Annotated in this window: 19 protein-coding genes; all 19 read left to right on the forward strand. The window is 36.0% G+C overall.

Annotation, left to right across the window (positions count from 1 at the left end; genetic code table 11):
* Position 1: 1 nt before the first annotated feature.
* Positions 2-916 carry an ABC transporter ATP-binding protein gene (locus A5819_RS15795; RefSeq protein ID WP_086281671.1) on the forward strand — a complete coding sequence of 305 codons (915 nt, stop codon included), beginning with the start codon at positions 2-4 and terminating at the stop codon, positions 914-916.
* Between the two features lies 1 nt (position 917).
* The gene (locus A5819_RS15800; RefSeq protein WP_086281670.1) at positions 918-1,730 is read left to right on the forward strand and encodes an ABC transporter permease; all 813 of its coding nucleotides are present in this window, start codon (positions 918-920) and stop codon (positions 1,728-1,730) included.
* A gap of 384 nt (positions 1,731-2,114) precedes the next feature.
* Positions 2,115-3,557, forward strand: coding sequence for an amino acid permease (locus tag A5819_RS15805; protein ID WP_086281669.1), 1,443 nt, complete (start codon positions 2,115-2,117; stop codon positions 3,555-3,557).
* Between the two features lie 263 nt (positions 3,558-3,820).
* Positions 3,821-5,350, forward strand: a complete 1,530-nt coding sequence (locus tag A5819_RS15810; RefSeq protein ID WP_086281668.1) for a hypothetical protein — start codon at positions 3,821-3,823, stop codon at positions 5,348-5,350.
* Positions 5,351-5,554: 204 nt separating this feature from the next.
* Entirely contained in the window at positions 5,555-6,271 is a 717-nt protein-coding gene (locus A5819_RS15815; RefSeq protein ID WP_086281667.1) for a YcjF family protein, read from the forward strand.
* Positions 6,272-6,414: 143 nt separating this feature from the next.
* Positions 6,415-6,783: an SDR family NAD(P)-dependent oxidoreductase gene (locus tag A5819_RS19520; protein ID WP_217808603.1), complete on the forward strand. Its 369-nt coding sequence runs from the start codon at positions 6,415-6,417 to the stop codon at positions 6,781-6,783.
* Positions 6,784-6,811: 28 nt separating this feature from the next.
* Positions 6,812-7,126, forward strand: a complete 315-nt coding sequence (locus A5819_RS19525; RefSeq protein WP_254907330.1) for an SDR family oxidoreductase — start codon at positions 6,812-6,814, stop codon at positions 7,124-7,126.
* 122 nt (positions 7,127-7,248) lie between these two features.
* On the forward strand, positions 7,249-7,668 hold the full coding sequence (locus tag A5819_RS15825) for a VOC family protein (RefSeq protein ID WP_086281666.1): 420 nt from the start codon (positions 7,249-7,251) through the stop codon (positions 7,666-7,668).
* A gap of 38 nt (positions 7,669-7,706) precedes the next feature.
* A complete protein-coding gene (locus A5819_RS19340; protein WP_176271478.1) occupies positions 7,707-7,877 on the forward strand; it encodes a hypothetical protein in 171 nt (56 codons plus the stop codon).
* A complete protein-coding gene (locus A5819_RS15830; RefSeq protein ID WP_139843558.1) occupies positions 7,831-8,796 on the forward strand; it encodes a DUF6287 domain-containing protein in 966 nt (321 codons plus the stop codon). The genes A5819_RS19340 and A5819_RS15830 overlap by 47 nt, the downstream gene beginning before the upstream one ends.
* Positions 8,797-9,115: 319 nt before the next feature.
* The gene (locus tag A5819_RS15835; RefSeq protein WP_086281664.1) at positions 9,116-11,881 is read left to right on the forward strand and encodes a helicase C-terminal domain-containing protein; all 2,766 of its coding nucleotides are present in this window, start codon (positions 9,116-9,118) and stop codon (positions 11,879-11,881) included.
* Between the two features lie 80 nt (positions 11,882-11,961).
* On the forward strand, positions 11,962-12,468 hold the full coding sequence (locus A5819_RS15840; protein WP_086281663.1) for a DUF5590 domain-containing protein: 507 nt from the start codon (positions 11,962-11,964) through the stop codon (positions 12,466-12,468).
* Between the two features lie 99 nt (positions 12,469-12,567).
* Positions 12,568-13,758 carry a pyridoxal phosphate-dependent aminotransferase gene (locus A5819_RS15845; RefSeq protein ID WP_086281662.1) on the forward strand — a complete coding sequence of 397 codons (1,191 nt, stop codon included), beginning with the start codon at positions 12,568-12,570 and terminating at the stop codon, positions 13,756-13,758.
* Positions 13,759-13,809: 51 nt separating this feature from the next.
* Positions 13,810-15,108, forward strand: coding sequence for an asparagine--tRNA ligase (asnS, locus tag A5819_RS15850; protein ID WP_086281661.1), 1,299 nt, complete (start codon positions 13,810-13,812; stop codon positions 15,106-15,108).
* Between the two features lie 181 nt (positions 15,109-15,289).
* Entirely contained in the window at positions 15,290-16,189 is a 900-nt protein-coding gene (locus tag A5819_RS15855; RefSeq protein ID WP_086281660.1) for a hypothetical protein, read from the forward strand.
* 256 nt (positions 16,190-16,445) lie between these two features.
* Entirely contained in the window at positions 16,446-17,783 is a 1,338-nt protein-coding gene (gene murC / locus A5819_RS15860; RefSeq protein WP_086281659.1) for a UDP-N-acetylmuramate--L-alanine ligase, read from the forward strand.
* Between the two features lie 134 nt (positions 17,784-17,917).
* A complete protein-coding gene (locus A5819_RS15865) occupies positions 17,918-18,400 on the forward strand; it encodes a MaoC/PaaZ C-terminal domain-containing protein (RefSeq protein WP_086281658.1) in 483 nt (160 codons plus the stop codon).
* Entirely contained in the window at positions 18,393-19,076 is a 684-nt protein-coding gene (locus tag A5819_RS15870; RefSeq protein WP_086281657.1) for a Bax inhibitor-1/YccA family protein, read from the forward strand. Before A5819_RS15865 ends, A5819_RS15870 begins: the two co-directional genes overlap by 8 nt.
* Before the next feature lie 236 nt (positions 19,077-19,312).
* Positions 19,313-20,470, forward strand: a complete 1,158-nt coding sequence (gene argJ / locus A5819_RS15875) for a bifunctional glutamate N-acetyltransferase/amino-acid acetyltransferase ArgJ (protein WP_254907326.1) — start codon at positions 19,313-19,315, stop codon at positions 20,468-20,470.
* Positions 20,471-20,516 lie beyond the last annotated feature (46 nt).

Consider the following 20,516-nt stretch of genomic DNA (forward strand, 5'->3'; position numbering starts at 1 on the left):
TATGGAGAATAAACAAGTATTAAATGTTGAAACGATTTCCAAACATATTGGTAAAAAAAAGATCATTAAAGAAGCGTCATTTACGGTTGCTAGTGGGAAAGTTACTGGTCTGTTAGGACCTAACGGCGCTGGGAAAACTACGATCATTCGCATGTTAGTAGGGTTGATGAGTCATGATCAAGGCTCAATCCAAATCAATGGTCAATCCCTTTCTACCAATTTCAAAGAAGCAATGGCACATGTCGGGGCTATTGTTGAAAATCCGGAATTTTATAATTATATGACGGGTAGGGAAAACCTCATGCAGTATGTTCGCATGGCCCAAAAAACAATAACCGATGAAGCATTGAATCAAGTGATTTCTAGTGTTCATTTAGAAAATAACATCGATCAAAAGGTTAAAACCTATTCATTGGGAATGCGTCAAAGATTAGGTGTGGCACAAGCAATTTTACATCAGCCGGATCTCTTACTGTTGGACGAACCAATGAATGGGTTAGACCCAAAAGGAATGCGCGAATTTCGAGAAATGATTCAAGCGCTGAAAGCTCAAGGTGTTGGGGTGCTGATTTCTAGCCATCAATTGAGTGATATGGAGTTATTGTGTGATGACTTAGTCATCGTTCAAAAAGGGGAAATTACCTATGTCGGGCCAATGAATAATCCAGCAGATGAAAATAAGTTAGTTCTATTAGTAGAAACAGATCAACAAAAACAAGCGTTGGATTTCTTAAAAGAAGCTGACTACGTTGTAAGCGTAGACGGTAATTACCTAAAGATTGAACTGAGTGAAGATACTCGAACAGTCTTAGTCAAACAATTAGTAGAAAATGGGATTGGAATCAAAGAGTTGAAAGTGCATGTCGATTCTCTAGAAGAAAATTTCTTGCGCTGGACAGAAGATGGAGGATTATAAGATGAGCGTGCTGATAAAAAATGAATGGCTAAAACTAATTAAGAAGAAATCCTCTTGGATCATGTGGCTTATATTAGTCGCAATGACGTTTGGGATTACGTTGTTAGTTAGATCAACAACCAAATCACATAATGGAGAAATCATGATGAAAGCCAATGATTTGTTTGCAAGTTTGACTGAAATGACTTCATTTCTTAATTTATTTGTTGTTATTGTAGCGGCCTCGATCGTAGCGGAAGAGTTTAGTCGAGGAACAATCAAATTTTTGTTGATTCGTCCATTTTCAAGAAGTCAGATTCTTTTTTCAAAATTTGTTGTTTGCTTGATTTATAGTGTAATCGGAACGGTTATTTTGTATATTAGTAGTCTTGTTTCGGCAAATTTATTGCTAAATAGCCAATCACCATTTGATGTGGTCAATGGTTATCACGGTTGGAATGCGTTGACGGTCGCGGGTGCTCATGCAGGAGCAAATCTATTGCTCCTTCTATTATATAGTACGATCACATTATTTATCTCAGCTGCAATTCGTTCACAAAGTTTAGCTGTGGGTGTTGGATTAGGTGTTTTGTTTGGTAGTAGTATTATTAATTCATTTTTAAATGTTGTGATCCCAAAACATCAATGGTTGAAATGGAATCCGTTTAATATGCTCAATATCAAGAATACGATCATGGAGAACACTGGTGCTGAGAATAGTTATCCAGCGTACTTGAATTTCTGGCAAATGGCTGGCGGAATTTTAGTGTATAGTTTGATTATTTATTTAGTCATGCAGCTATTGTTCAAGAAGCGAGATGTTTCACTTAGCTAATCGTTTCGTACAGAGGTGTTAGCATGATTATTGAAACCATTGTAAATGTTTGTCTGCAACGGTTCAATTGTTCCGAGTTGATTGATCCATAGGTGTATGAATTTCTGTTCTTCTTTAGTATTAATAGTCATATTTTAATATGGATGAGAAAAAACAAATAAATTAGAAGTGACGATAATGTCCGAAACTTTGTATTAGAAAGGTTTCGGTCTTTTGTTTTAAAAAAGAAGAAATCTTTTATTAGAGAAGCTGGATATTCGGAATTTTAATCTAATAAATTGCTGATAAAATCAATATTTATGCATGTGAAAGCTTGTCTAAACTCTTAAAAATGATTATGATTAAAAAGATATTTTATAGTTGATTATGAATAGGAGTGTTTTGATGGAACAAAAGCAAATGCGATGGTTTACCGTTGGCCTAATTGCCTTCAACATGGTTTGGGGCTTAGGTAATGTAGTGAATAACTATGCACAACAAGGGATTTCCGTTGTAACGTCATGGGTATTGATTTTGGTCTTATATTTTATTCCCTATGCGTTGATCGTCGGACAACTTGGGTCAACTTTTAAGGAAAGTAGTGGCGGAGTTAGTTCTTGGGTCCAAAATACGAGTACGAAGCGTTTAGCTTATTATGCTGCTTGGACATACTGGGTCGTACATATTCCGTATTTAGCCCAAAAGCCTCAGCTAGTCTTGATCGCTTTTGGTTGGGCAGTACAAGGCAATGGTGATATTGTAAATAATTTTTCTGTTGTAGGGATTTCGTTGATTTCGTTGGCGATTTTCTTGATTTTCTTACTATTGTCTACTAAGGGGTTAATGACCTTAAAAGTTATTGGGGGAATGGCAGGAACGGCAATTTTTGTCATGTCTATGCTATTTATCCTACTAGCAATTGGTGCACCAATGATGAATTCTAGTGTTGAATTTGCGACACCTCATATGGATAAAATCAGTACGTATATTCCTAAATTTGATTTTAGTTACTTTACGACAGTTTCCATGTTGGTATTTGCTGTTGGTGGGGCTGAAAAAATTTCACCTTATGTGAACTCAATGAGAAATCCAGCAAAAGAATTTCCAAAAGGGATGATTTTCTTAGCGGCAATGGTTGGTGTTTCAGCTGTCTTAGGTTCATTTGCGATGGGGATGTTATTTGCAAGTAACAATATTCCAGAAGACTTGATGGCCAATGGAGCCTACACTGCTTTCCAACTATTAGGTGAGTATTATGGTGTAGGGAATTTATTAATGATCATCTATGCAATCACTAATGGAATTGGGCAAATATCTGCTTTAGCCTTCTCAATCGATGCTCCATTACAAATTCTTTTGGCCGATGCAGATCCTGACTACGTTCCAGCAGCATTACGTAAAAGAAGTAAAAAAGGTACCTTGGTCAATGGCTATTTGTTAACAGGTATCTTAGTTAGTATTATTATTGTCTTACCAATGTTTGGGATCGAGAATATCAAAGAATTAGTCAAATGGTTGACCAACTTAAATTCTGTTGTGATGCCGATGCGTTACCTATGGGTGTTCTTTGCTTATATGATGCTAAATAAAGCGTATAAAAATTATCAATCTGAATACAAATTTATTAAAAATCCTAAAATCGCTTTTGGATTTGGCTTATGGTGTTTCTTATTCACAGCATTCGCTTGTATTTTAGGAATGGTACCAAAGGTCGATTTTACGGTAGACCCGAAAGCTTGGTTCTTCCAATTAGCTTCTAATATTATTACACCCGTCGTGTTGATTTTATTAGGGATGATTTTACCTGCTTTAGCTCGTCGTGACAAAAAGAAAGCGCAAGTTAATTAAAATAAAGAGGGAAAGAGACTCAATAAGAGTGTTTTTCCCTCTTATTTTTTATTAGACATAAACGATTGTTAGTATTGAAAAAAATATTTTTTTCTGAACCTGTAATCATATTTAAAATGAAATCTTTATCATGATTTTCTTTTAATTACGTATATTCGTAAAAAAATGAGAACATTTTTTTCTTTTTATCGGTATAATAGAGAGGAAGACTGTTTTTTTTTCTAAAAAAATGATACGATTTATAAAGGAAAAAAATTGAGGAAGTGAGAACGATTAGTAAGCGACAACGTCAATCAGAAAAAGAAGAAAGATCAACATATCTTTGCAAAGAAGTTGATCCCGATTATTTAGGTCGTGAGATTTACGCCGATAATGTTGATACGCCGTATTCATTTTATTTAGTGCGAAAACTAAATTTAGCAAAAGATTACCAAAATTTAGCTGAAGGTGAAGCTTTTTTTGAAGCAATCTGCGATAGCTGGGACGAAACCGAAGAGTTTGAAGAACTGGTAGTCAAGAAGATTTATATGTATGTTGAAACTGAAATTATGTACTATACATTATTAATGGGAAGTTTTGAGCCTACGAGAAGAGAGCTTCGGATGAACTTAAAGCAGTGGTTCAAGGAAATTACGCTTGAAAAACAAGACCGATCTCTAGCTTATAAAGGTGAGCCTACATTAAATTCTGGAGAAATACAGGGAATGATGAAGCAGATGCTTGAAACGTCAAATGAGATTTTCCGTTTACGTAAAATGATTACGGATTTAACTGAGACGATCAATCACGGAAAAATGGAGCTATCTGCAGCTAAAAATGACCCCATTATTTCAAGAAGTATTCAAACGATTCATCTTAAACGAGCGCAACCTTTAGTGATTGAAGAAGACAAGGTTGAAGAAACAAAAATCACTGATTCTGATGAAACAGTTGCTGTTGATATGGATATTAAGCTTGTTGAAGAAGCGGTTGTTGAAGCAGAAATTGTAGCGGATACTACAGAACTCCCAGTAGAACCCAAGGAAGCAGCAGGAGCGCAACCAGAAAAAAAGCTGGAGAACGAATTGGCGAAAAAACCAATTCAAGAAGATTCCCTAGCAGAAGAAAAACCTACAGCTTCACAAATGCAAGAACCCGAAAATAATGAACCATTGAAAAAAGAACGCACATCAATCAAGTTGAAACGTAAACAAATGGCGCAATCCAACGAAAGTGCTGAAACTGAGACAACAGATGCAACACAGCAAGAAACCACTGAGTTAGAACCGTTGGATCTTCGATTGCTTGTATTCAAAAAAAGAAAAACCAAAAAAGCAACACCAAGTAATTGGCCGCGTTTTTCTAAACAATTGAAAGCAAGTAAACGTATTGAATCTCCAGCTAAAATCCCTAATTTTTCTAAGAGTGAAATGGAAAATTTAGAAGATGAAATCTATCTATGTTTTATGAATAAACGGATGCGCTTAGGAACAAAGAAAAACGCTACTCAAAAGAAGAGTGTTTTACGATCTGACTTACTTGCTCAAATCAGCCAAGCTGAATATTTGAATTATTCTTGGGGACAAGTATTGCGACAACGTAAAGAAGATGTCTTGATTTGTGGTCGCTTGAGTTGTGGTGGTTTAGTTTCTTCTTTAGATGATTTCCTAAAGGAGATGCGCGAGATTGCCTATAGTCGTTCGTTATTTGGTAAAAAAGTTCGCTGTTCAGTTGATTTATTACGCCGTTTAGAAGGCTATATTTTAATGGATCAGTATATGCAAAATCTAAGCCTGATGCCAGTTGAAAAATAGTTATCAGGATAAAATGAATAAATTTTGAGAGCGAGACAAAAGCTTATTTTTGAAAGAGCTGCTTTTGTTTCGTTCTTTTTTGTATTCTTGTAAAATAAACTATGAACAAGTGAAAAGTGATCTTGATTGGTGAAAAAAGTTTTCTACGGTATGATTAGATTATAAAAAAACGGATAGTGATCGATCATAATGGAGGTAAATACTATGAAGAAAAATGGCGAAAAGAAGCTTGCAGAAGGAAAAAAATCATTTTTTAAGAAAGTAAAACCGAATCCCAAGCAAAAAGAAACGTTAGTTGTAGAGGACAAAGAAGAAAAAGAATTTGAATCTTTTTTTGCTGAAGTAATCAAAAAATTTCCTCAAAAGACAGCTACGATCATTTTGAATAGTTATGGAAAATCGAAAGAACGTGCTGAACAAATTTTAGCTAAAAGCAAAAATCAATTTGATGGTATTTTTGATGAGTTTTTGCAGGGCGTGGATGCAGAGACTCGTAAAAAATGTCATAAAACTGTTCATGCAGCATCCTTGACCGCTGCAATCATCGGTTGTTCACCGATCCCTTTTTCAGATGCAGTGTTACTTGTCCCTGTGCAATTAACCATGATGGCTCGTTTGCATAAGTTATTTGGCCAATCATGGTCAGAAAGTACGGGGAAAAGTATCGGTAAAGAAATCATCGTTGTGGGCCTAGGAAAAAGTGCTGTTGGTAATATACTCAAATTTATTCCAGCAGTGGGGACTGTTGCGGGAGCTGCAATCAATGCAACAGTTGCAAGCACAATTACTGAAACTTTGGGATGGGTGACGGTAAAAATGTTAAATGATGGCGAAGATATTTTTGAGCAGACAATGACATTTAAAGGGCAATTTCAAACATTGTTTAAAGCAGTACAAAATTCGGGAAAAAAAACAAAATAAAAAATACTTGTCAATAAAAGTTGAAAAATGATTCTTCTATTTGACTACGCTACTTTTTGATTCATTATCCTAAACGAGCTTGTAAAGGCAGCGAGTAAGAGATAAAGTAAATATAGACGTATGAAAAATGGAGGGATTTGAACTTGAAAAAGATAATTGTGACCGGTGCTGGAGGCGGACTTGGCAAGGCCATCTGTGAGAGGAGTGTCAATGAAGGCTTGGGTGTAATTGCCGTAGACATAAATGCCGCCTCTCTCAAGGAACTTGAACAGTTGCCAAATTGTCAAACTAGCATCCTTGATATTAGTCATTATAATGATACACAACAATTTTTTAATCAGTTAAAAGATGATCCTACTATAATTGGACTAGTGAATAATGCAGGTATTTACAAAGGGAAAAGTCTTCTGGATTATAATGAAGCAATGATGGATACTGTTTTAAATGTTAATATTAAGGGACCAACGATCTGCTCAAAATTTTTTATAGAAAATCTGCAATTGAATAATTAAAAAGGGAAAGATCATCAATATATCTTCTATTTCGGGACAAGAAGGCAGTTCAGATGCGCTATACGGTTTATCCAAAGCAGCGATTATCGGGTTAACAAAGAGTTTAGCACTACGTTTTTTTGAAACTGTTTTGGTCAATACTGTTGCGCCAACGATGATCGAGACAAAAATGATGGAAAAAATTCCTACATGGCGAAAAGAAGAATATTACGCTCATCATCTGATTAAAGAAGCAGTATCAGCAAATGATGTGGCAAATACTGCGAATTTCTTACTATCAGATGAGAGTAATCATTATACTGGAGCTACTTTTGATTTGAATAATGGTGGTTATTTAAGGTGAATGAAAATAGGATAGTGCTTCTAACTTCATAGGGAGGAGAAAGGACTTACTGATTCGTATAAAAAAGATTGAGTTCAAACTGACGAATTCAGAAACGCTAAAACCAAAAAGGAGCTCTTTTTATGAAACAATCGATTGTTCACATTGCTTTAGTCGTTGATGATTATGACGAGGCAATTGCTTTTTATACTCAAAAACTTCATTTTACTTTGATAGAGGACACGTATCAACCAGAGCAAGGAAAAAGATGGGTGGTAATAGCACCACCAAATTCAAAAGGTACAACTATTTTATTAGCAAGAGCATCGAAACCGATTCAGCATGAGTTTATTGGCAATCAAGCAGGTGGCCGAGTATTTCTATTTTTAGCTACGGATGATTTTTATAGAGATTATACTCACATGGTTGCAAACCAAATCGAGTTTGTTAGAGAACCTAAAGAGGCTGACTATGGAATCGTGGCCGTGTTTAAAGATCTTTATGGTAATTTATGGGATTTAGTCCAGTTTGATGAAGATCATCCTATGAGTGAACGATTATAAGGTGATAACTAAGTTTATTTCTTTAAGAGGGGGAAAAGATGATTAAAAATAATGGTGATTCTATAGCAATTGGTATTTGTTTAGGTGTAGCATTTGGTTTGATTTTCGATAATTTAGCTTTAGGAATAGCCTTAGGTGTAGCCATAGGAGCTGCTGGAATTTTTGACAGCAAGAAAAAAGCAAAAAATAAAGGAGCCAAAAAGGATTGAAATGAAAAAACTACATTTTAAAAAGATGCTACCTTTTTTTAGAAAACGTAGAAATTTTCTAAACCTTTCTATAGTATTAATTGCAATTTCCATTTTTAGCGGTTGTGGAAATAATAAAAATGAGAGAGCAATTAATGGGGCGAGCACTGATACTAGTCTAAAAGATACAGCAAAGATTTCTACATCAAGTTCAACATTCGATAGTAATTCAAAGCAAGAAGCAGGAATAAAAAGTGAAGCTACCGCACAATTAGAATTAAATTATGAAGATTCACAAATAGAGTACGCTCGAGTAATTGCTAATCTAGGCGTTGGGAACAAAATAGGATACACGATAGAGAGGGTTAGAAGCAATCAAATAACATTTAATACATCGGTATCAGATGTGTATAAAAGCATCCACATTCAAGAACTAGGTTCTGAGGATAGATATATATATTATTTGCCTTTAGGGGATGGTTTTATAGAACATTATGGCATGAAAAAATATCCCTCTGCTCCAACTACATCACCTGCTAAGGTTTATTTAAAAACTGATTATGACGATATTGCTTTAGCTCTGTTAGAAAACCAAAAGGATATCTCTGATAATGATTTAAATATTGAAGCGATAAACAATGGCGATTTCACTTCGTTGATCGGAACCTGGAAAAACGGTAAGAATGATGTTTTAATCATAAATACTGACGGTACAACCAATATGGCGTTTGTAGTTCATGGGGTACCGGAATCTGATAAAACAAGTAAGGTTCCATTTGCAAGTTTAAGCGCAGGTGGTCCTGGTGGTGCAGCACTTGGTCTGTATAAAATAGGGTTCAAAAATCCGGATGGTGATAGTTCAGATAGTACGAAACCTAGGTTAATAATCACACAGCAAGGTGGAAACTATTCTTCAGATAGTTATTATTACAGACAATAAATTAGACAGAATCAATTTAAAAAAAGCTGATTATAGAAAAATAAAGTAGAGGTAAGCGTTTAGGCCCGAGAATAAGTCAGTATTCACGAAAATTGTTCTTCGAATTTTTGTGAGTGCTGGCTTATTTCAGGAGCCTTCAACACTTAATGCTTCAGCACTTAGAAAATGAAGGAAGCACGTGTTTTTCAGTGCGCATCGCCGAATCACTTCCAAAAAAGCAGCTAAAATCCTTTTACTTTCAAACCTTTTAAACTAAGACTAAAAAAAACTTCTGTTTTGTAGTATAATTTTCAAGGATAGAGGAAAGGCGGGGAAGTCAATGAGAAAGAAACAAACATACGCAGTAGTGGATCTAGAGACGACGGGAACCGATCCAAAGGTAGATCGGATTATCCAGTTTGGCTGTGTGTTGATCCAAGAAGGAAAAATCATTTCCCGTTTTGCTACTGACATCAACCCCAATCAGGCCATTTCCAAACAGATTCAGCAGTTGACAGGTATTAGTAATAGCCGTGTACAAAAGGCGCCTTATTTTGAGGATGTGGCACTAACGATCTATAACTTATTAGCTGATACGGTATTTGTGGCACATAATATCTTTTTTGATTATTCATTTTTAGCGCAAGAATTGACCCGTTGTGGTACACCAAAATTGCAGATTCCAGGTATTGATACGGTGGAGTTGGCTCAGATTTTTTTACCGACAGAAAAGAGTTTTCGTTTAGGGGATTTGTCTGAGAGTTTAGGTTTAGTACATGATAATCCTCATCAAGCGGATAGTGATGCACAAGTGACGGCTGAACTATTACTATTGATCGAAGCAAAAATGCGCCGCTTACCATTAATTACAATGGAAGTAATCGACCGCTTAAGTCAACAAACAGGTATGGATACTAGCTCTTATATCCATCATATATATGAAGAAATGAAACAAGATATTCAACCTTTGGCAAAAGAGCAACATGTTGTTTCTGGCATTGCGTTAAGAAGAAAAGAAGTTCCGCTTTATGAAGAAAAGTTATATGAACATGCCGTTTTTCCTCATAAGAAAAAAGCCAAGGAAAAACTTTTTAAAGATAAGATCGTTTATCGTTCAGAACAAAGTCGTATGATGAACTTAGTCTATGAGCATTTTACAACTGCTGAAAACAAAAATTTATTTATTGAAGCAGCGACGGGAACGGGAAAAACGCTGGGCTTTTTATTTCCATTAAGTTATCTGGCTACACCAGATAATCCAGTTATTATCAGTACGGTTTCGATCGTCCTGCAAAATCAATTGATAGAAAAAGATATTCCTTTAGCAAATCAAATTTGTCCTAAATCACTCAATGCTACGATCATTAAAAGTCATCGTCATTATCTAGATTTACAGCGGTTTAAGGATACTTTGAAAAACCCTTTGCAGCAAAAGCAATATGCTCTATATCAAATGGGTGTCTTAGTTTGGTTGGTGGATACAGAAACAGGTGACCTTGATGAGTTGCAATTAACGAATTTTAATCATGTTTTTTGGCGGGACGTTGCCCATCGTGGGATTGATTTTTTATCTAATCAAGATCCCTTGTATCAGGAAGACTTTGTTCATTTTCTTTATAAGAAGGTCAGACAAAGCAATGTATTGATTGTCAATCATGCCTTTTTGGCACAAGAAACACTAAGGGAAGTCCCACTTTTACCTAAAAGTGCTTATTTGATTATTGATGAAGCACATCATTTGCCCGATATTGCTGGGAAGATTGCAAATCGTCAATTTAATTATACTTCGTTCAAAAAACAAACAAGCTTATATTTAGAGGAAGAACAGTTGTTTGATCAAGTTAACCAAATTTTTGAAAAGAAAACGCAAGAACAACGATTATTGCGTATTTATACGAAAGCCTTGAATGATTTAGTAGAAGAATTTAGTGATTTGTTTTACGAAATAAATCAGTTATTTCCAAAAGCTAAACAGCAGCATATAGAATCCAATCTGTTGACTAAGCCTGTATTCGATCATTTGTCGTTAAATGGTGAGACTTCAATTCAAAAAATTGACATCCTTTTGACCGAGATGCAAGAAATTCAAGCGCGATTGCAGCAGTTGATCGTAAATCAATTGGAAAAAATTACTACCTCTCAACGCATTATATTTGTTAGTTTACTACAATTCTTTGAGCGGATCGTGTTTCTTTATGACTGTTTTGATATCTATGTCAACGAATGGCAGCCACGCTGGATCAAGGAGTATAGCACTACCCCGCAAGGCTATGGGTTACTTTCAATCAATGATTTAGATGCTAGTATTTTGCCAGAGACGACTTGGTATAGTCGTTATGAACGAATCTTATATACTGGTGGAACCTTGAAATTTGGGCATGATAAAAAATATTTGCCGCATAAATTAGGGTTGTCGGATGTCTTATTTAAAACATTGCCTGATCCTTATAATTATGAAGAAAATGCCCGTTTATTTATTCCTACAGAAGCAATTGCAATCAGTCAGGCTGATGCGGCAGAGTTTTCAGGATATATTGCTGAAGTGATCGAAGCATTATCACAGCACCAAGACCGCTCTGTGTTGGTTTTGTTTACGTCACATGAAATTTTATCTAGTGTGTATTATCGTTTACATCCACAATTTCTAAATGCTGGTAGAGAACTTTTAGCTCAAGGAATCAGCGGTAGCCGAGAAAAAATTCTGAAACGTTTTGCCCATTCAAAAAATAGTATTTTATTAGGTGCTGACAGTTTTTGGGAGGGTGTCGATCTACCAGGTGAAGCATTGTCACTTTTGATCGTAACTCGTTTGCCATTTGAAAATCCTAAGAGGCCTTTTGTGAAAGCTCGTTATGATTATCTTGAAGAAAAAGGCATTAATCCTTTTGCCCATGAAGCTTTGCCGAAAGCTTCTTTACGTTTACGCCAGGCTCTGGGCCGTTTGATTCGATCTGACGGTGATAAAGGTGCTTTAGTCGTGTTGGATAGACGATTGATAACGGCTAAATATGGAAAACGTATGTTAAAAGCCTTACCTAAAGATCTACCGGTAAAGGAAGCTGCTCTAAGCGACATCATTTCAGAGCTAAATGAATTTTTAAAATAATAAATTTAGCAACTATACTATTAAAATGAACTGATTTTCTGCTATAATAGTAGCCAGTAAGTTTGGAAAGGGCGAGACGATTGCAAGAACAAGAAGAACGAAATGAAACAAGAAAAACCAAGATTCTTTTAAGTATAATCGCAATTTTATTAGCGATTATCGTAATGATTGCTATTTTTTATGTTCGCTCAACACATCCAAGAACACAAGCGAAAAGAGAAGCAACTGAAATCGCAAAAGAGTATGCACGTTTAAACACAGTTGATAACTTTTATTGGTTTACCAGAAAAGAAACGTATTTCAGTGTAACTGGTAAAGATGATAAAGGGGAAGAACTAGTGGTGATCATTCCTAAATCAGGAGAAAAAGTCACCGTTTTAAATCAAAAAGACGGCCAGAACGAAAGTCAGATCCGCCAAGTTGTTGAAACAAAGTACAAAGAAAAAAATATTCAAAAAATTAGTTTAGGGTTATACAATGCTCAGCCAACTTGGGAGATCGTTACAAAAAACGATGATGGACTATTAAGTTATTACCTCCTATCGTTTGCAAATGCTGAAGAAGTCATGATTATTAAAAATGTCTGACGAGACAAGCTTATGAGAATTATTTGACCAGAATTCAGCCTCGAATAACTATTTTAAATCCTTGATGAAACAAGGCTAAAAAATGAATGGAGTGGAAGTATGGATATATCAAAACGCGCACAAAAATTAGAACCTTCTGTTACATTAGCGGCAGCGGCGAAAGCGAATGCGCTAAAAGCTTGTGGCAAAGATATTTTAAGTTTAACGGTTGGAGAACCTGATTTCACTACGCCTAAAAATATACAACAGGCAGCAATCCAAGCCATCGAAAGTGGCAAAGCCAATTATTATACACCGTCAGCCGGAATCAAAGAATTAAGAGAAGCGGTTGTACAGCACATTGAGACTTACTATCAATTGAATTATCAAGCAAACAACGTAATCATAACAGATGGCGCAAAATTTGCTTTATATCTGCTTTTTCAAGCGGTCCTGAATCCCAAAGACGAAGTAATCATTCCTGTTCCTTATTGGGTAAGCTATGGAGAGCAGGTTAAACTTGCGGAAGGAGTCCCTGTTTTTATTCCTTGTGCACAGGAAAATGAATTTAAAGTCACTGTAGCACAATTGGAAGCAGCTAAAACGGCAAAAACCAAGTTATTGATTTTAAATTCTCCTTCTAATCCAACTGGAATGATTTATTCTGAAGCCGAATTGCGTAACATTGGTGAGTGGGCTGTAGCAAATGATGTGTTGATTGTATCAGATGATATTTATGGCAGACTCGTCTATAATGGAGCAGTCTTTACCCCGATGGCATCTTTGTCACCAGCGATCCAAAAACAAACAATGATCATTAACGGCGTCTCTAAAAGCTACGCCATGACTGGCTGGCGTATTGGTTACGCGGTAGGTGATGAAACAATTATTTCAGCAATGAACGATATTGCCTCGCAATCTACTAGTAATCCTACTGCTGTTAGTCAATATGCAGCACTTGAAGCCTTAAGGGGTGAACAAGATACAGTAGAGTCAATGAGACAAGCGTTTGAAGCACGTTTAAATGAAATTTATCCGATATTTGCTGCATTGCCAGGCTTTAAATTAGAAAAACCACACGGCGCATTTTATCTGTTTCCAAATATCAAAGAAACGTTAACGATGTGTGGCTATAGCGATGTTACAAAATGGGTCGATGACTTGTTATCAGAAGGGGAAGTTGCACTTGTCACAGGGGCAGGTTTTGGTGCTCCAGAAAATGTTCGGATCAGTTATGCAACAGATTTAGAAACATTAAAAGAAGCAGCGAAACGTATCCGAGCATTTATTGAGAAAAAAACAGCAAAATAAACACTACTTAATTCGGGATAGGTAAAAGACTAAATGAATGGAGAGACGATCGTGGAACAAATTCAAATTATCGATTCAAAAAATCATGTGGGAGAAACAGTAAAAATAGGGGCTTGGATCGCTAACAAACGTTCAAGCGGAAAAATTGCTTTTCTACAATTACGTGATGGAACAGCTTATTTTCAAGGAATTGTTGTGAAAAGTGAGGTTCCAGAAGAAGTTTTCCAATTAGCGAAAGGCTTGACACAAGAAACATCTGTCTGGATCACTGGAGAAATTAGAGAAGACAGCCGTTCAAAATTTGGTTATGAAATCGGTGTAACAGGGATCGAAGTGATCGGCGAAAGTCATGATTACCCAATCACGCCTAAAGAACACGGAACCGACTTTTTGATGGATCACCGTCATTTATGGTTACGCTCTTCACGTCAGCATGCGATCATGCAAATCCGTAACGAGATCATTCGTGCAACCTACGAATTTTTCAATAACAATAACTTTGTTAAAATCGATCCGCCGATTTTAACAGCTAGTACAGCAGAGGGTACGACCGACTTGTTTGAAACAAATTATTTTGATCAAAAAGCGTACCTGTCTCAAAGTGGACAATTGTACATGGAAGCGGCAGCTTTAGCTTTTGGTAAAGTCTTCTCCTTTGGACCGACTTTTAGAGCGGAAAAATCAAAGACTCGTCGTCACTTGATTGAGTTTTGGATGATTGAACCAGAGATGGCTTTCATGCATCAAGAAGAGAGTTTAGAAGTGCAAGAACAATACGTAGCGTTCCTTGTTCAAAGTGTATTAGACAATTGTGATCATGCTTTGGATGTTTTAGAACGTGATAGAGAAGTCTTGAAAAAATATACACAATTGCCATTCCCACGTATTTCATATGATGAAGCAGTTGAATTATTGAAGAAAAATGGCTTTGATGATATTGAGTGGGGCGATGATTTTGGTTCACCGCATGAAACGTTTATCGCAAACTCATTTGATCGTCCAGTGTTTATCTTAAATTATCCAAAAGCAATCAAGGCCTTCTACATGAAACCACATCCTACTCGTGATGATGTTGTGATTTGTGCGGACATGATCGCACCAGAAGGATACGGTGAAATCATCGGAGGTTCTGAACGAGCGATCGATCATGATTACTTATTAGAACAAATCCGCAACCATAATCTAGATGAAAAAGAATACTCATGGTATTTAGATTTACGCCGTTATGGTTCAGTGCCTCATTCTGGGTTTGGTTTAGGCTTAGAACGCACAGTAACTTGGTTAGCTGGAATCGAACATGTTCGTGAAGCAAGCCCATTCCCACGTTTGTTAAACCGTATTTATCCATAAAAATAGTCATTCAGTTAGTCGTTGGAAGAAGCATTCTGCTTTACTCCAGCGACTAATTTTATGAAAAATACCATGTTGAAAAAAATAACCCCAAGAAAACAGGAAAAAATAAGGCAAATTGTTTAGAATTCTGTTTTTTTATGGTAGAATTGACAGAAAGTAGATTAAAGGAATGACTCGAATGGAAAACCCAACACAAGTTAAAAGAAAACATTTTCGTTTTCCAGCCTATGATGATGAATTAGGTGTAAAACTAGTTTCTGAAAATAAACGAACATTGTTTCAAGAAGAACCAATGCTCGCTAAACAATCAGCAAAAGTACAACAAAGTGCACCAGTGATTGATCCAATCACAGTTCAACCAGTATTACAGAAACAACCAACACAAACGAATAATCAGCATGTTTCACATAGCCAAGAACAAGTCGCAGAATTAGCACGCCATAAATCCAACTTGCCGAATTATATGATGACGCATAACAAGCCAACATCACCAAAACAAAAAACAAATTTATTTGGCAATATGCCAAAAAGAAGCTCTTTTGGTTTTGGTTCTCAGCAAACACCGAATAAAAATAAGGCGGCCTTTTCAAAAGATTTCACTTATGATACTCGTTCTTATTTTGTACCCAAGTATATTCCAGCTTCTGTAATTCCAGAAGAAAAAGCGCCTGTTTTGACAGAGCAAGAATTAGCGGAAGCGATGAAAAAAGATAAAAATTCTTATTTGCTTTTCGATGATGAACCAGCAGCATTTCAAGCGATAGGAAATGAAGACCCAACGGTTCAAAAATTCAACATTCCTAAAGGCACACCAGAAATTCCTGTGACAAGACGCCAATATCAACAAATCAAGCCTGATATGGAACGATTTGGTAAAGAAGAAGACCTTAGTCACGCATTGCCACGCTCTAGAAAAGAGCTGAAAACTGCAAAAGAGAATGCGAAAAGTCAGACAGCTTATGGTCAAAAAGTAGCCGAAGCAGAGCAGGAAAAAAAGAAAGGGATTTTAGACAAATCCTTAAGTGGTATAATTGAAGATTCAAGTATGGAGCTTGAAAACAGTAAGTACTTTAATTAAAACAAACTCTGAGACAAAACGAAATCTGGTTTTGTCTCAGCTTTTTACTGTGAATCACAGCTTTTAAAACGGCTGAGTTAGCTATTTTCATGCAAGTCCAAAACGAAAAATGACTGTTATTTTTCAAGGGAAAAGCATCTGTTTAGTCGTTTTTTAGTTGATTATTTCACAATTATGTACGATAATGGATAGCATACGCTTAAAAAAAATTTAAAAAAGCTACGTTTTATATAGAGTTTAAGAGAAGAGGATTAAAATGAGCAATCAAGAACATAAATTACATCATTTTGTTGGGATCAAAGGATCAGGCATGAGTTCATTGGCCCTTGTGTTATTTGAAAAAGGCTACCAAGTGCAAGGCTCAGATGTAGAAGAGTACTTCTTTACGCAACGTGACTTAGAAAAAGCGGGCATCACTATTTTGCCTTTTAATGCAGATAATATAACCAAAGATATGATCGTCATTGCGGGAAATGCTTTCCCAGACTCGCACGAAGAATTAGTTCGTGCCAAAGAATTAGGGGCTGAAATCATTCGTTATCATGATTTTATTAGTCGCTTTATTCAACCGTATACAAGTATTGCTGTAACTGGTTCCCACGGAAAAACAAGTACAACTGGTTTACTTTCTCATATCTTAACAGGGCTTGCACCAACGAGCTATTTGATTGGTGACGGAACTGGACATGGCGACCCTAACGCTGAATTTTTTGCTTTTGAAGCTTGTGAATACCGCCGTCATTTTCTAGCTTATTCGCCAGATTATGCGATCATGACAAATATTGATTTTGATCATCCAGACTATTTTAAGAGCATTGAAGATGTTTTCTCTGCGTTTCAAACGATGGCTGAACAAGTCAAAAAAGGGATATTTGCTTATGGCGAGGACAAATATTTACGCCAATTGAAAACAAATGTACCCGTTTATTATTATGGCTTAGCAGCAGATGATGATATCCAAGCAAAAAATATCCAACGCACAACAGAAGGCTCTTCTTTTGATGTGTATCATAATGAAGACTTAGTTGGACACTTTGTATTGCCTGCTTTTGGTCAACATAATATTATGAATGCTTTAGGTGTGATTGCTGTAGCATACTTTGAAAAATTAGATATGAAAAAAGTTGCAGAAGAAATGTTGACGTTTGAAGGGGTTAAACGCCGTTTCACTGAGAAAAAAGTTTCTGATATGATCATTGTGGATGACTATGCGCATCACCCAACAGAAATCACAGCAACTATCGATGGTGCTCGTCAAAAATATCCTGAAAAAGAAATCATTGCCGTTTTTCAACCTCATACATTTACACGGACAATTGCGTTGATGGATGAGTTTGCTAAAGCCTTAGATTTAGCCGACGCGGTTTATCTTTGTGATATTTTTGGTTCAGCTAGAGAACAACAAGGCGATGTCAAAATTGAAGATCTAGGCAATAAAATCCAAAAAGGTGGACAAGTTATTAAAGAAGAAAACGTGTCGCCATTATTAGACCATGAAAATGCTGTAATGGTCTTCATGGGTGCTGGGGATGTTCAAAAATTTGAACAAGCATATGAAACGTTACTAAGTAATACAACTAGAAATGTGTTATAAAAATAAAATCAATAAAATGTGAAGAAGGAATTTCAACAACTCATTGTGATGATTTGTTGAAGCTCCTTCTTTTTAACTTGCCTTTTATCGTCATTTTGGTACAATTATCTTATCATTAGTGGAGGTGTACTAATTTGAATATCGGAAAACCGAGAAAATTAGGCAAAACCATCGAAGATATTGAGGAAGGCGATTCGCTGTCTTTAACCGAATCGATCGAAGATAAAGATTTACTTCTTTATTTGGGCTTAACAAACGATGCCAATCCCTTATATATCCAACATGATTATGCCCAAAAAACAGAATATGGCAAACCAATCGTACCATCGATCATGTTGATGGGAATCATTACTAGTGCTATTTCAAAGCATTTACCTGGACCAGGTTCTCATGTGGTCAATTTTTCAGTGAACTTTGTAGAGCCAGTTTTTCATTATGAAACATTGACGTTTCAGTTTGAAGTGATCAAGGTAGATAAGATGAAAGATGTTGTAACGATTTCGATTGAAGCTGTTAATGAAGAAGAAAATCGTGTACTTGATGCGGTCGTAATGGTGCAACCCCCTCAAGTAACGTTAGCAGATTTAGAGCAGAAAGAAGGAGATATGAATGAATAATGGAGTAGTAGAAAATGTTGGTTTAAATAAGTTTTATTCAAAAATTTATGCATTTTTAGCGATAGGAATCGGGATCAGCGCAATCGTATCTTATTTAGTATTAAACGTATTTTTCTTTAAAATCGTTATGTTTTTATATCAGTATCCCTTTGCATTTTATGGGATTTGGATTGCGGAACTTGTTTTAGTTGTCTTTTTAGGCTTTAAAGCAATGAAAAATCCGACACTGGCAATTAGTGGTTTTATCTTGTATTCCGTTTTAAATGGTATTACATTAGCGGTTACTTTAGCAATGTATACAGAGGGAACTGTTGTAACGGCGTTTGTTAGTGCGGCTGCTACATTTGGCGGCATGTCGTTGATTGGAATCTTTACTAAAAGAGATCTATCAGCAATGGGGCACGCGGCCTATAGTGCTTTAATTGGCTTGATCATCGCGATCTTCCTAAATGCATTTATCCTGAAAAGTGAACCAGTTGATTACTTGATTTCAATTTTGATGGTGATTATCTTTGCTGGTATTACAGCTTATGACAACCAAAAAATCCGTACATTATATACTCAAACGGGTGGACAACCAGGAACCGGTATTGCTGTTTTTATGGCTTTACAATTATATCTTGATTTCATTAATTTATTCTTGGCTTTCTTACGTATTTTTGGTAAAAATAACTAATTTTTAATACTGTTTAAGCATCCAGAAAATCTGGATGCTTTTTTTGTCTTAACAGTATATAAATGCAATATTAGTTGCTTAATAAAATTTTTTTATGCATAAAAATACCGAAAAACTTTGTTTTATGATATAAAATCCATTGACTATCTGATCGCTTTGATTTATACTTTTATGAAATTAGAGAAATATTTCGCTTAAATTAGTATTGATTGAGTATGTACGGGAAGGTGTTAGTTATGGGAAATGAGATAAAGGTACCGAAAGGCTTTAAATTTTACGGAACGCATGTTGGTATCAAGAAAAAACGAAAAGATTTTGGTTTGATTGTTGCAGATAAGGTCTGTCATGCTGCAGCAGTTTTTACCAAAAATACATTTTGCGGTGAGTGTATCCCGATCGGAAAAGAACATATAAGCAATGCTGAACTACAAGCCGTTGTAGTAACTAGCGGTATTGCTAATGTTGCCACTGGCAAAGTGGGCAGAGAAAATGAATATAGAATCATGGAGTGCTTAGCCAATAAATTACAGGTTGAGAAGGAAAATATTCTGCCTTCTTCGACAGGTTTGATTGGACCACAGTTACCAATCGATTTAATTGAAAATTTTTTGAAAACAGAGTCAATCGAGATGAAAGAGAACTATGAAGATTTTGCTCAGGCAATTTTGACAACTGATCAACAGATGAAAGTTCGTAGTCTAAAAGTTGGCGATGCAACACTTTTGGGGATCGTCAAAGGCTCAGGGATGATCGAACCAAATATGGCGACGATGTTAGCCTATGTTTTGACCGATGCCAAAATAGCGAAAGAAGCAATTTATCCTATGCTGAAAACGGCTGTGGATCAATCCTTTAATACAATCAGCATCGACTCAGATACTAGCACTAGTGATACAGTTGCTCTATTGGCTAGCAATCACTATGAAGTGGACCAAATAGCATTTCAAACCGGTCTAAATCAACTCTGTAAGGGTTTGGCCCTAGCGGTTGTCAAGGATGCTGAAGGTGCTACAAAGACGATGTTCGTCACTGTGAAAAATGCTGTAAGTCAGGAGCAAGCAAAAAACGCTGGAAAGTCGATCATTAATTCACCACTAGTTAAGACAGCACTATTCGGAAATGATCCAAACTGGGGTAGAATTGCGATGGCTCTTGGAAAAACGGAAGGATTGATTTTTGACCAGAATAAAGTCGCAGTCTATTATGGACAATATCCGATTTTTTCAAATAATAATGAGGAAAAACAAAATATTAGTCAAATATTAGCGTATATTGAACAAAACGAAGATATTTATTTAACAGTTGATTTACATCAAGGAACTGAGCAGTTTGAAGTGATTGGCTGTGATTTAAGCTATGAGTATGTCAAAATAAATAGTGATTATTCGTCTTAACCTATATCTGTTTCAATTGTATAGTCTTATAACATAAAAGTGGAAT

The organism is Enterococcus sp. 7E2_DIV0204 (assembly GCF_002140855.1).
GTDB lineage: Bacteria > Bacillota > Bacilli > Lactobacillales > Enterococcaceae > Enterococcus_L > Enterococcus_L lemimoniae.